Origin of the sequence: Siminovitchia sp. FSL H7-0308, assembly GCF_037980985.1 — a bacterium.
GTDB classification, from domain to species: Bacteria; Bacillota; Bacilli; order Bacillales; family Bacillaceae_C; genus Siminovitchia; species Siminovitchia thermophila.
Map to the genome: position 1 here is coordinate 2,774,228 of NZ_CP150282.1, position 12,925 is coordinate 2,787,152.

The 12,925-nt window shown below is 43.7% G+C and carries 8 protein-coding genes; 1 reads left to right on the top strand and 7 read right to left on the bottom strand.

Annotation, left to right across the window (positions count from 1 at the left end):
- Window positions 1-1,088 precede the first annotated feature (1,088 nt).
- The 7 genes from MHB50_RS13280 to MHB50_RS13310 all read right to left on the bottom strand — a co-directional run bounded on the left by MHB50_RS13280 (window position 1,089) and on the right by MHB50_RS13310 (window position 11,158).
- A complete protein-coding gene (locus tag MHB50_RS13280) occupies window positions 1,089-3,047 on the bottom strand; it encodes a hydantoinase B/oxoprolinase family protein (protein WP_077109792.1) in 1,959 nt (652 codons plus the stop codon).
- A 39-nt stretch (window positions 3,048-3,086) separates the two neighbouring features.
- Entirely contained in the window at window positions 3,087-5,132 is a 2,046-nt protein-coding gene (locus MHB50_RS13285) for a hydantoinase/oxoprolinase family protein (RefSeq protein WP_077109791.1), read from the bottom strand.
- Between the two features lie 528 nt (window positions 5,133-5,660).
- Window positions 5,661-6,638 (bottom strand): biotin-dependent carboxyltransferase family protein, encoded by a 978-nt coding sequence (locus MHB50_RS13290; protein ID WP_077109790.1) that lies wholly within the window; start codon window positions 6,636-6,638, stop codon window positions 5,661-5,663.
- Window positions 6,635-7,525 (bottom strand): allophanate hydrolase subunit 1, encoded by an 891-nt coding sequence (locus tag MHB50_RS13295; protein WP_083717254.1) that lies wholly within the window; start codon window positions 7,523-7,525, stop codon window positions 6,635-6,637. Before MHB50_RS13295 ends, MHB50_RS13290 begins: the two co-directional genes overlap by 4 nt.
- The gene (locus MHB50_RS13300; protein WP_077109788.1) at window positions 7,503-9,560 is read right to left on the bottom strand and encodes a sigma 54-interacting transcriptional regulator; all 2,058 of its coding nucleotides are present in this window, start codon (window positions 9,558-9,560) and stop codon (window positions 7,503-7,505) included. The genes MHB50_RS13295 and MHB50_RS13300 overlap by 23 nt, the downstream gene beginning before the upstream one ends.
- A 299-nt stretch (window positions 9,561-9,859) precedes the next feature.
- Window positions 9,860-10,084, bottom strand: a complete 225-nt coding sequence (locus MHB50_RS13305; protein ID WP_077109786.1) for a sulfurtransferase TusA family protein — start codon at window positions 10,082-10,084, stop codon at window positions 9,860-9,862.
- Between the two features lie 12 nt (window positions 10,085-10,096).
- Window positions 10,097-11,158 carry a YeeE/YedE family protein gene (locus tag MHB50_RS13310; RefSeq protein WP_077109879.1) on the bottom strand — a complete coding sequence of 354 codons (1,062 nt, stop codon included), beginning with the start codon at window positions 11,156-11,158 and terminating at the stop codon, window positions 10,097-10,099.
- A gap of 363 nt (window positions 11,159-11,521) precedes the next feature.
- Between MHB50_RS13310 and MHB50_RS13315 the strand changes: the two genes are divergently transcribed.
- Window positions 11,522-12,913, top strand: coding sequence for an NAD-dependent succinate-semialdehyde dehydrogenase (locus tag MHB50_RS13315; RefSeq protein ID WP_077109785.1), 1,392 nt, complete (start codon window positions 11,522-11,524; stop codon window positions 12,911-12,913).
- Window positions 12,914-12,925: the final 12 nt, after the last annotated feature.

Consider the following 12,925-nt stretch of genomic DNA (forward strand, 5'->3'; position numbering starts at 1 on the left):
AATAAATGTGGATAACCAAGACAAAAAAATGAGATAAACGTACTGAAAGAAACCCCGCACGTTTTGTAAGGGTTTTCAATTCAGGCGTTCATCTCATCGTCTCTGCCTTATATTGGATTTACATACATTATACTCTATTTTTATAAAACATCAAGTATAAATTCAGAATAAAAGAATATTTGTCAGTGTTAACAATTTTTTGTTTTGTCCCGCGTGTTGTGCCGTAAGACTCCCACTTCAAAATCTTGAGTGAATACAAATGGTCTAAGTGGGAGAAAACAGCACCTACATGCATGATTGGTTCAACTAATAACATTCAGTAGAAGCCCTACTGAAGGAAGTTTCTCTTTATCTGCTTGTTTACAAAGAAATAGCAACACTTGCAAAGGAATGAATCCCAAATTTTTCGCGCGATCCGTCCTCCCCTTGGATGATAGGCAGGAACTGATGCATAACCAATGCCGACTACAATGCCATGAGTCAGAAACTCAAAAAGCGTATGAAAATCTATTAGAACGGAAAGTGATGGCAAGCTTCTCGGGCGTTTTGGATGTACGTCAGACAGTAAAATAAGGCCAACCACTTTTTGTTTGAATCCATATTTGACCACAAAATACCCCAAAGGTTAGAATTGGTTTGTCTAACTTTTGGGGTGCATATCAGTATGGATAGTCTAGTCTTGCTTATTAGTTTTAAATTAAGGTAAGGTATAAATCAAATATAATAAAGTTTAAATATAAGAAATATCCCAACAGTGTATACTAGTTGAGTCAAAACAAATAAAATATATCCTTTATTGAGATTTTTTTCTTTATATTTTTGATCATAAATACTCGCTGGTGAAACAAATTTGGATGTCTTAAGGATTGGATTTTTCACTATTTGTAAAAGCCAATGAAAACAGTATGATTGAAATGGCTAAAAATATATACGAAAATCGGAAATTTTTGAAATACCCCCTTTAAGCATCCAGGTTTTCATTTTTTACAAGTCTACTTAAAAGGGAGCATATCAGCTGACCCCTCTCATTCCGGCATTTTTTCTTGTTCCATATTCTTATTAGGAAAAGAATGAATCTCCTTTTTTCTCTATCCCCAATAAGCCAATGTGCGTTTTTTCATCGCTTCCCTGTATTGGGCGGTTGACTTCGGAAGCAGTTCATTTGTTTTTTGATCAATAATAATGCCGTAATGACGGATCAGATCCAATAGATCCAATTCACCATTATGATATTTTTCCATGACGCTTTCCGGATCTTGTTCCAGCCACTTTCTGCGGTTAAGCCGAATATACTCGCGAGCCGTTTTCGTTGCTTCTTCATCAATTTCAAAGAGGTCGATTTCTCTGTCAATTTCCTTTATGACGACACCATAATCTTTCTTCGCTCTTTCAATGGACACATAGTCGTCAATGACGTCTTCAAGCACATCTTGCGGATCTCTTTCAAGCGGATCGCCAAGACCGCCGCCGCCAGCAGATGGTCTTGTGAATTCATCTCCTTTGTTTACTTTAACATTGGAAAAAATCGTTCCCAGGAATTCGCTGTCTGCTTCACCCCGCATCAGTTGAACACCATGCGGAGTGGAGGGTAAACCGCCGAAGATTCCCCACGTGACAGAACGGGAGCGGTCACAGCAGTAAGACATCACAGCATCGTCTGCTTCCGTCAGGATACCGCCTTTTTCCACGCCGCAGCCGCCGCGGAATTTTCCAGGGCCGCCGGAATCAGTGACAATTTCATGTTTGGTCGTAATGACGGGGGACAGACGTTCCTGCCCTTCACATGGCTGAATGCTCAATCCGACACCGAACACCGGGGACAATGCATTCGCCCCATCTTTTGTGCTGCGGCCTCCATGGCCTCCGGCCATCCAGTCATACCACATGAAATAGTTGTTATAGCCGTTCCGTTTATCGTCTCCGCCGATAAGAAGATACTCCAGGTTGAAAGAACAGGCAAGGGCGCGCTCAGGCATGATCTGCGACCATAATTCAAAGCACGCATTCATGATTTTTTCATACGCTCCCGAACAGAACCCAGTGACAGCCACCGGCCAGCAGGAATTGACGACTGTATTTTCCGGAAGATCCACATGGACAGCCCGGTAAAATCCGGAGTTAAGCGGTATATCCGGGAAGAACGTTTTCGTTCCGGCGTATGCCGCGGACATCGAAGCACCAAATGCCGAATTCAAGAAACAGCCGATCGATTCATGAGAACCGGAAAGATCGTAAAAAATTTCATCGTCTTTAATCGTCATTTTTACTTTTATCGGTATCAGGCTGTCCCCAATCTCAGGATCCATGTCGATATAATCAGTCGTTTCCCACACACCATTTGGAAGCTCTTTTACTTTTACGCGGGTTAAGCGTTCCACATAATTTTGGACTTCTTCAAATGCAGTCAAAATCGTATCAAGTCCATATTTTTCGATCAATTTGATCAACTGTCTTTCTCCCGTTTTGGTCGCTTCCGCCTGGGAACGGAGATCCCCGAGCCGTTCTTCGGGTACACGCATGTTGGCAACGAGCAAGTGAGCCACATCATGCAAGTACTCTCCTTTGCTCCAAATTCTGAGTGGAGGAATCCGGACTCCTTCCCCATAATGGTTTTTGGCGTTAATATCAAAGGAACCCGGCGTAGATCCGCCCATATCTGCCCAGTGCCCATTCACTTGCATAAAAGCGATGAGTTGGCCCTCATGAAAAACTGGACGGATAATCCGTGTATCATTAAAATGCGTTCCCCCTCTATAGGGGTCATTAATGATAAATACATCCCCCGGATGAATATCGTCACCAAAATCCTCAATCACCGCTTTCGCTGTTAAATGCAATGTCCCGACGTGGACGGAAATATCCTGAGTTCCCTGCATTACGGTGTTTCCTTGGGCATCACAAAGCGCCGAGCTGAAATCGCGGTTGTATATCACAAAAGAATAACAAGTTCTCAATACTTGCTCTGACATTTGGTCAACCAAATTGACAAAGCCATTTTTTAAGACTTCAAACGTTACCGGATCTAATTTTGTATCCACTTTCAACATGATATCGCTCCTTCTCTTCATTATAGAATTTGTCTGTTTTTAAACCCGATTCATAATAATATTGCGGTATTCGTCTATTTTGACGTTGTAATCCGCCGGCACAACGATCGTCGAATCAAGCTGTTCAATAATTGCCGGGCCTTGGAATTCCGACAGAACCGGGATTTTCGAACGGTCGTAAATCTTCGACTCTACCATACCGCCTTCTTCTTGGAAATAAACAGGGCGAATTTCTTTTAGGGCATCTTCCAAAGTTCCGGCCGGCTGCTCTTTTACGAATTGAGGCTTTTTGACAGTACCAATTGCTTCCACACGCAAGCCGTAAATTTCAATGTCTTTTTCACGGTCCGTAAAAGCGAATTCACGCTCATGCTCAAGATGGAACTTTTCAATGGCATCTTCCAGATTGAAAATCGGTCGGTCAACTGTGACGGATAAAGTTCTCCACTGTCCGACATAGCGCATATCAATATAGCGAATCAAATTCATTTGATCGTCTTCAATTCCTTCTTCCGCCAAAAGTTCAGTTGCTTCTTTTTCCATTTCGATAAACTCATTTTCTAATTGTTCTTTTGTAACTCCTGCCGCTTTGGCAAAATACGTTTTTGAAATATCGTGGCGAACATCCACAAGCAGACAGCCCATAGCCGCAGCAACGCCCGGATGGGCGGGAACGATCACTGTGGGAATTTCCATTTCCCTTGCCAAATCTGCGCCATGAAGCGCACCTGCACCACCAAATGCCACAAGAGCAAAGTCACGGGGGTCATAGCCGCGACGGACGGAAATTAAGTTCAATGCATCGCACATATTGGCGTTGGCCACTTGGATCATGGCATTGGCAGCACCGAGAGTATCATAACCGAGAGGCTTCGCCACTTTTTCTTCAATTACTTTGGCGGAAATCCCTTTATCCAGTGACATCTCGCCATTAATCAATTTCGTATTCAATCTGCCAAGAACCAGGTTGGCATCTGTATTTGTCGGCTCCATGCCGCCATTTCCGTAACATGCAGGCCCTGGGTCCGCTCCGGCACTGTGCGGGCCATTCCGCAAGGACCCTCCTTCATCAATCCAAGAGATACTTCCGCCCCCCGCGCCAATCGTCAAGATTTCAATGCTCGGGAAACCGATCGGATAACCGTATTCAATGTACCAATCTTTCGTGATCCGGAGTTCATTGTCATACATCAATGAAATATCTGTACTTGTCCCACCCATATCCAGACCGATCGCATTTTTAAATCCGCACATATTGGCAATATGTTTGCTGGCGATCGCGCCTGCCGCGATACCGGAGCTTGCCAATCTTGCCGCATACTTTGGAACCGTTTGGGAGGTCATTACCCCTCCCCCTGAGTGAAGGACAATAATATCGCCTTCGTACCCGATATCTTTCATATTGCTTTCCAAAAGATGAATGTACTTGCTGACTGTCGGTCCAAGCACCGCGTTGACAATTGTCGTGCTCATCCGCTCATGCTCAAAAATTTCCGGTAAAGTATCGGAAGAAGTGCAAATATAAGCATCTGGCAATTCTTCTTGTAAAATTTCCTTCGTTTTCTGCTCATTTTTTCCGTTGACATAAGCATTCATAAAGCAAATGGCTACTGATTTAATTTCTTTTCTTCTTAAAATTCTGGCTAATTCACGGACTTCTGCTTCATTTACTTCCTTCATCATTTCCCCGTTAAAGTCGACACGCTCGTCCAATTCGAAGCGGTTTCTCCGCTTAATATAAGGCTCTGCCACATCATTATATGCATCCCATAGATCGAGCTTCGTCCCGCGCCGTATTTCAGGAACATCTCTGAATCCTTTTGTCGTAATAAGCGCTGCTGTTGGAAGCTTCCTTTCGATTAATGCGTTGGTCCCCACTGTCGTACCATGGGAAAACATTTTTATTTGATCGCCTGTCAACTCGGCTTTCATAACCCCATTAATAATCCCTTTTTCCGGATTGGAAGGCGTAGAAGAAGTTTTGGTGACAAACATCTCACCGGTTATTTCATCAAAAACAAATACGTCCGTAAAAGTACCTCCTACGTCTACTGCCACATGATAGCCTGATTTTTTGCTCAACATAATCCCCTCCGTTTTAAATATATTTATTGATCCCGCATGTAAGGTGCCGTAATACTCCCACTTTCAAAATCTTGAGTGAATACAAGAGGTCCATGTGGGAGATAACGGCTCCTAAATGCCCGATTGGTTCAACTAACATTCAGTAATAAGCCCTACTGAATGAAGTTTCACTTTATCCCGCATGTAAGGTGCCGTAATACTCCCACTTTCAAAATCTTGAGTGAATACAAGAGGTCCATGTGGGAGATAACGGCTCCTAAATGCCCGATTAGTTCAACTAACATTCAGTAATAAGCCCTACTGAATGAAGTTTCACTTTATCCCGCATGTAAGGTGCCGTAATACTCCCACTTTCAAAGTCTTGAGTGAATACAAGAGGTCCATGTGGGAGATAACGGCTCCTAAATGCCCGATTGGTTCAACTAACAGTCAGTAATAAGCCCTACTGAATGAAGTTTCACTTTATCTAAATAATGCATTGCTTAATTTTTGCAGAGCTGTTTGACGAAGCATCACCACCTAACATGATTAAAATTGAACACTTTCCCGTACTCTTTCAATCAATCTTTCTTTTTCTCTCCTCATGGCAATCGCCTGATCGACAGTAATCGCTTTAAATTTCACCGTTGACAATGGTCTCATTTGAGATAATTCGTTGATATCCTGCCATATGACGGTTCCGATCGTGACGAATCCGCCTCCGCCCGTTCCATCTGTTAATAGCACAATGATTTCTCCTTCGTTGGGAACGATGACTGCTCCAATCGGATAAGGAATATCAACGATATTTCCCGGATTTCCCCCTGAGCCAAACGGTGGTTCGCTCTCTTTGTAGCGAACGTCCCCGCCGTTTAACCGGCACGCTGTCCGGGTTGATTGCGGTTGTATCGTCCAGGGCGTATTTAAAAAGGAAACCAATCCTTCGTCACTCACCAAGTCACATGTGATCCCCAAAACAATATGGGCCGTTCCCGTTCTGGCAAATATTGGCTTTGCTTCTTCAATCACTTGTTTTCCCACAAGCTGAATGGCCCCGGGAAGCGGTTCAGCCATTCTGATTTCATCACCTGCCAATAAAAGCCGGCCAGTGATGCCATGAAAGCCGCTGGCTAAACAACTGGATCTGCTTCCCAGCACCTCCGGCGCTTCCAATCCCCCTGAAACACACAGATAGCTGAACAAGCCTTCCGAAATCTTCCCAATTTCCAGCACATCGCCTTTTTTGACTTCAAATACTTCCCACATTGGCTGCATGTTCCCGTTTAACCTGACTTCGGCCGGGGCGCCTGTTATGACTACGGTCGTTCTTTTTTCAAATTCAACACTGGCACCCTTTACCATCATCTCCAATCCCGCGACATCCGTTGGATTACCGATGAGTACATTGCCAAGCATAAAAGACAATTTGTCAGCAGCTCCGGATGGAGGAACTCCCAAATGAAAAAAACCTGTCCGTCCAAGATCTTGTATAGTTGTCCGTATTCCGGGATCAATTAGTTTCATCATGAACGGAGTCCCTCCATTAAATCTGCGATATACAAATCTCCTTTCTCCTCGTAGCGGGAGGCAGAGAAAGTGACATGCTTTATATTGAATTCGTAAGTGCCGCTGGACACTTGTTCACGGATATTTTGGTATTCCGCCTCTGATACGGGCCGATATTTCCATAAATCACCGGGCCTTGCCAGGAAAAAGCTTTCTTTAAACGGCTCCAGCTTTTGATTGACATCGTAAACGGGGACTGCCGCCATACCGATCAATTGGTAGCTTCCCGGAGAATCGGAAGGGTAGACCACCGTAAAGGCGCCACCCAGCCCTACCGCTCTTTCCGGAGTGAATGGGCGCGGGCTTTTATACTTGGGAACTTCGATAATTCTTTCCCTTTCCTTTATTAATGGAAAGCACCACGCAGTTCCTGGTTTAAACCCGAGCGATGTGACAAAGTAAAGAGGGCGGGAATGGGCTTGAATAAAATCTTCCTTGCTGCTATATCCCGTGAGCTCCATGACATAATCAAAATTCGACTTTTCTTCTCCCCCATGTTGGGCTGAGTACTTTCCGGACACTTCTTTTGTCCACTCATCGTTATACAGAACGGGAATTTCAATGATCCTTGATTGAAAGTTCAAGCTTTCATGTTCATTCTTCATGGAATCCACGTCCCGCAAATATTCAAGCAGATGATGCGGAGAAATGGTGTTTGGATCATAGCGAATTAAATAGGACGTATTATTCGGGTAAATCTCTATGATTCCCGGAATCTTTCTCTCTTGCAACTCGTTCGTAATGGAAAGCGCCTTTAACGTGCTCTCGATCCGCATCTCTCTGGAAATTTCGGCGTAAATATATTCATCGCCACAAAAGTCAAATTTAGTTTCGGAAAAAAAGATCAACTTCCGCACCCCCCGCACCGTTAAATCTTTTCATGCGCCGACTGACAGTAGATATACTAATATCAAGCGCCTTAGCCGCTTCAGTGGCTGTTCCAAATTTCGCCACTGCTTGCTCAATGAGCTGCCGCTCCACTTCATCAACCGCTTTTTTCAAAGGCATGATCCCTTTAACCGTCAAGAAGCTTTGTTCATCAGCATCATTGGCCCAAAGCACACGATAGACGTCAGTTTCGGTAATCAGTTCTTCTTTGGAAACGACTACAAGCCTTTCAATCATATTGCGCAATTCTCGAATATTTCCTGGCCATTGGTAGCTTTCCAATGCATTCAGGGCATCAGTTGAAATTTTTTTCCTCTTTCCAAACTGCTCGTTTAATTCTTCCAAAAAATGAATCGCCAGCGGCGCGATATCTTCTTTTCTTTTTCTTAACGGCGGAATAGAAACGGGAACAACGTGCAAACGGTAAAAAAGATCCTCCCGAAACTGATTTGCCTCAACCATTTTCTGTATGTTTTTATTGGATGCGGCAACCACCCTTACATTTACTTTTACAGGAATAACCGAACCGACTTTGGCAATCTCTCTTTCTTCCAAAACCCGCAACAGTTTCACTTGCATCAGGAGCGGCAATTCAGAAATTTCATCCAAAAATACCGTGCCGTTGTGAGCTTCCTCAAACAGGCCGATTCTTCTTGTATCTGCTCCCGTGAAGGCGCCTTTTTCATGGCCGAATAATACGCTTTCAATCAAGTTTTCAGGGATGGCGCCACAGTTCACCGCTATAAAAGCGTTGTCTGACCGACTGCTTAAATCATGAATTTTTCGGGCGATGACTTCCTTTCCGACACCCGACTCGCCGTGGATCAGAACTGTGGAATCCAAAGGAGCAACCGCTTTCACTTCGTCCATAAGCCGATGCATTTGACGAGAGCGGTAAATAATGGAAACCATACTCGCGGATTCATGTACCGGCTCTTCGTTTGTCCCCATCTCTTTGTCTGCCGATGTGATGTCTTTTGAAAAAACGATAACCTTCTTTAGTTTTCCTCCGACATATATCGGTGCCGCTGTTGATAAAACAGCCCCTTTTTTTCCTTCCTGCGTTAACGACACCCTTGACTTCTTTTCGATTGCTGCGGAAACAATATCCGGAATAAAAATGCCCTTATCCACAAACTCTTGAATACGCTTTCCCTTTAAAGCTCCCGCATCCTCTTCTCCCCAAAAATGCCGAAAAAAAGCCCCAGCTGCCCGTGTAATTGTTCCGGAAGCGCTCACAACCAAAATCTGCTCATTGGCCAGTGTATAAAATGCCTGAAGGTCTTCATTCATCTCCTGTACAAAATCCACTTCATGAACAGCTTCTTTAAGCTGTTCTTTCAAGTAAAAATTATGAATAATCCCGATGATGTTTCCGTTTTCATAAATAGGAGAAAATTGGCCTGTGATCACTTTAAAGTTGAACATATTTTCAATCCCAAACCACTTTTGCCCCTCGAACACTTCATCAAAGGATTCTTCCATGCGGATGATCTTCCTGTAATCTCTCCCTTGCAAAATTGATCTTTTCATGCCAAGGATTTGTTCCGCCTTTTCGTTCATGAATTGAACGTGGAAGGAAGCATCCATCGTGACGATCCCCATCTCCGCACTATTCAGCGCATCATTAAAGCTCTTTAACTGCAATTGATTCATTTGATGTTGCAGGTCGTCCATCAGAATATAACCCGTTGGTTTTTCAGAGTGATCCACTCCAATCACCAGAAAACAGTTATGAATCCGTTTCGCTTGTGTATCTTCCCTCACGAACAGAAAATTGTTTTCAGGCTTGATCAAGCCGTTCTTATCATCCCCATTCACAAGTTGGTTTAATAAAGAAGAGGGGGTTACGTAGCCGATTATTTCTTCATTATCGGCAACAAAGCCAACCTCGAAGCCTTCTTCTTTTAACAGAACAATCGATTGTTCCACAGTCCAGTCAGGAGATAATATAACCGATAAGGGTTGCAATACATCTTTCCAATCCCAACTCATGGATCCCCCTCCAAACATCTATTTGTATCTTCTTGACGGTGCTGTTTTCGATTTTCTGTTTTGCAAAGTTATTTTGCAATTTGCGTGCCAACGAATGTTGAAAATGCGAAAACGTGCTATCGTTAGCGTTTTCAAACGGAAAATCTATAAGTACAGCTCCGATCTTTTTCATTTTTGAAAAACAATTTTGCAATTCTGCAAAATTATGTGGTTTCATCATATAGGAAAAAAAACGTTTGCGCAATAGCGCAAAAAAAAAAAGCGGGAGTCATCAACTCCCCGCTTTCACCATTCTTCTTTTAATTTTTTTGTACAGTAATCGTCCAAGCCGCTTCATCAATTTGTTCAAAGTTGGTTACAGTGTGGCCAGCCTCGGCTGCCCAGCGCGGAATACTTTCCGTCGCCTGCGTACAATCAAATTCAATGACAAGCTCGTCTCCTGGCCCAATTTCTTCGATTGCTTTTTTTGCTTCAACGAGCGGGAAAGGACATACCTGCCCCATCACTTCCAATTTTTTTTGCATGTTGCTTCCTCCTTATGTTATCACTGTTTTTTCCGCCACAACAGCGTTTTTCTTCTTCGCATATGGACGGATAAATACAAAGTAAGATGACGTCCACGTTCCAAGAATAATAAACAATAGCGATATCCACCCTTGCCATGTCATCATCGCCGTCATAACCAAACCATTACCAATCGAGCATCCTCCGGCGAGACTTGCTCCAAAACCCATTAAATTTCCTCCAATAAAGCTTGTAATGCCTGTTTTGGCATCGGGCATTCTAAAGCGGAATTCTTTGCTTGCCTTGGCCGCAATAAATGAACCAAGAAAAATACCAAGGACAAGAAAAACACCCCAATTCACAAACTTCATGTCACTGGTGACCAAGTATTGAAGGATATTGGCTGATGGTGTCGTAATGCCCAACCCATACATTCTTCCAGTTGCTTCACTGAGCGGCCAGGCGAGAATCGCGATCAATCCCACCAACACCGCCGTAAAAAATGGATGCCAACGTTTCTCAAACAACAGATGGGAAAGTCCCGAACGCTTTGGTTTCATTGCAGGAATAGCAACTTTTGGTTTCTTGAGCTCTCTGATGATCACCCATAATACGATGCCGACAAAGACAATGATAAAAACCCACACGGAAATACCTGTTGTTTCCGCAATGGAATTCGTGGCAAACTGCACTGATTTCATCGACTGATCAATAGGGGCAAGTACTCCCGTTCGCATGACAGCGCTCATGAACATATAACCGAATAAAGCAATCCAACTGCCAAGCAATCCTTCACCCGCACGATACCACGTACCGGTTGCGCAACCGCCGGCAAACACGATGCCGATCCCGAAAATAAAGGACCCAATGATCGTGGCAACCCACGAAAAAGCCCCTGCTGAAAATTCGATCAATCCGAATTGAATCAATGCAAATACACCAATGCTTTGAACAGCAATAGCGATGAGCAAAGCATAAAACATTCGATTGTCTTTCGCAATATACATATCACGGAATCCGCCGGTAAGGCAAAAGCGGCCTCTTTGCATGACAAAGCCAAGCAAAGCCCCACATAACAGACCCGTAACAACCATTTGAAGCAATCTCATTCTCCTCCTTTACTACAAGCAAAAACATAAGTAAACCGCTATGATTTATAAACATAATTGTATATCCATTTTACCTCTTTCGTCAATAGGCTAAAATAGGGTAAAAACTCCATTTGCAAACAGGGACTTTTTCTTTTAAAATGATATTGTTTAACGCTACATAAATCGAAACAGTTGTTTCGGCAAAATGAGGTTTCCCCAGTGTACGGCTGAACTCCGAGTCACATCGTATACCGGTTATACGGATACTCTGTTACAATAAGGGAGAGGTAAAATGAGATTGCAGGTTATGTCTTTCCGGCATAGAACCTTGTAACCATTGACTACTATAAAGAAGGAGAGAAAAACATGGCACAAACTTTTGAAGTAAAAAACCCAGCAACGGGTGAAGTAGTCGATGAAGTGAAAATCGACACATCCGAAGAAGTCAAAGCAAAACTGGAAAAAGGCCATAAAGCTTTTAAAGAGTGGTCTAAAATCAATGCTCACAAACGGGCCGAGCTTCTTTTCAAATGGGCCGATAAAATTAAAGAAAACAAAGAAAGCATTGCAGAAATCATGACAAAGGAAAACGGCAAACCTCTTCACGAATCACTAGGAGAAGTTGACTATGCAGCCAGCTATGTCATTTGGTATGCCGAAGAAGCAAAACGCATTTATGGAAGAACCGTTCCCGCTTCAACGGAGTCCAAACGGATAATCGTCACAAAACAGCCAATCGGCCTTGTTGCCGCCATCACTCCATGGAACTTTCCGGCAGCGATGATGACAAGAAAAGCGGCTCCCGCGCTTGCAGCCGGTTGCACTTTTATCGTCAAACCTGCGGTTGAAACACCGTTAACAACAATTCGTCTCATTGAACTGGCTCATGAAGCAGGCATTCCAGAAGACGCCGTTCAAGTAGTCAATGGGAGCGGACGGGAAATCGGCGGATTGTTCACTGACAGCACACTCGTCAGAAAAATTACATTTACAGGCTCTACGCCTGTTGGAAAAGCCTTGATCAAAGACAGCGCCAATACAATCAAGCACGTCACAATGGAGCTTGGCGGACATGCCCCGCTCATTGTTACCGAAGATGCCGACCTTGATTTTGCCGTTGAACAAACAATGATCACCAAATTTAGAAATGCGGGTCAAACTTGTGTTTGCGCGAATCGCCTCCTCGTTCACGAAAGTGTCGCCGATGAGTTTTCCAAAAAATTGGCTGAACGCGCACGCCAGCTAAAAGTCGGTAACGGCTTGGAAAAAGGCACAGATATCGGTCCGGTTATCAACAAAAAAGGCTACGAAAAAATTGCTTTCCAAATTAATGACGCCATTGAAAAAGGCGCAGAAGTGCTTGCCGGCAATAAATTTGATGTAGATGAAGAAAAAGGCAGCTATTTCATTTATCCTACAGTCCTTAAAAACGTAACGGACGACATGGACATCATGCAGGAAGAAACTTTCGGACCTGTCGCACCCATTACAACATTCAGCACATTGGAAGAAGCGGTTGAAATTGCCAACAGCACGCCATACGGGCTTGCCGCGTACTTCTTTACGAATGACTACAAGGCTGGCACTTACCTTTCCGAAAACCTCGAATTCGGGATTGTCGGCTGGAATGATGGAGCTCCATCTGCAGCCCACGTACCATTCGGCGGTATGAAAGAAAGCGGTCTTGGACGAGAAGGCGGTCCCGAAGGAATCGAACCCTACTTGGAAACAAAATATTTGTCCATTGGCGGACTATAAATTCGAAAAAAT

Excerpts from the sequence above, each read along its gene's own strand:
- MHB50_RS13280 (WP_077109792.1), bottom strand. The coding sequence starts at position 3,047 with ATGTTGAAAGTGGATACAAAATTAGATCCGGTAACGTTTGAAGTCTTA.
- MHB50_RS13285 (WP_077109791.1), bottom strand. The coding sequence starts at position 5,132 with ATGTTGAGCAAAAAATCAGGCTATCATGTGGCAGTAGACGTAGGAGGT.
- MHB50_RS13290 (WP_077109790.1), bottom strand. The coding sequence starts at position 6,638 with ATGATGAAACTAATTGATCCCGGAATACGGACAACTATACAAGATCTT.
- MHB50_RS13300 (WP_077109788.1), bottom strand. The coding sequence starts at position 9,560 with ATGAGTTGGGATTGGAAAGATGTATTGCAACCCTTATCGGTTATATTA.
- MHB50_RS13305 (WP_077109786.1), bottom strand. The coding sequence starts at position 10,084 with ATGCAAAAAAAATTGGAAGTGATGGGGCAGGTATGTCCTTTCCCGCTC.
- MHB50_RS13310 (WP_077109879.1), bottom strand. The coding sequence starts at position 11,158 with ATGGTTGTTACGGGTCTGTTATGTGGGGCTTTGCTTGGCTTTGTCATG.
- MHB50_RS13315 (WP_077109785.1), top strand. The coding sequence starts at position 11,522 with ATGGCACAAACTTTTGAAGTAAAAAACCCAGCAACGGGTGAAGTAGTC.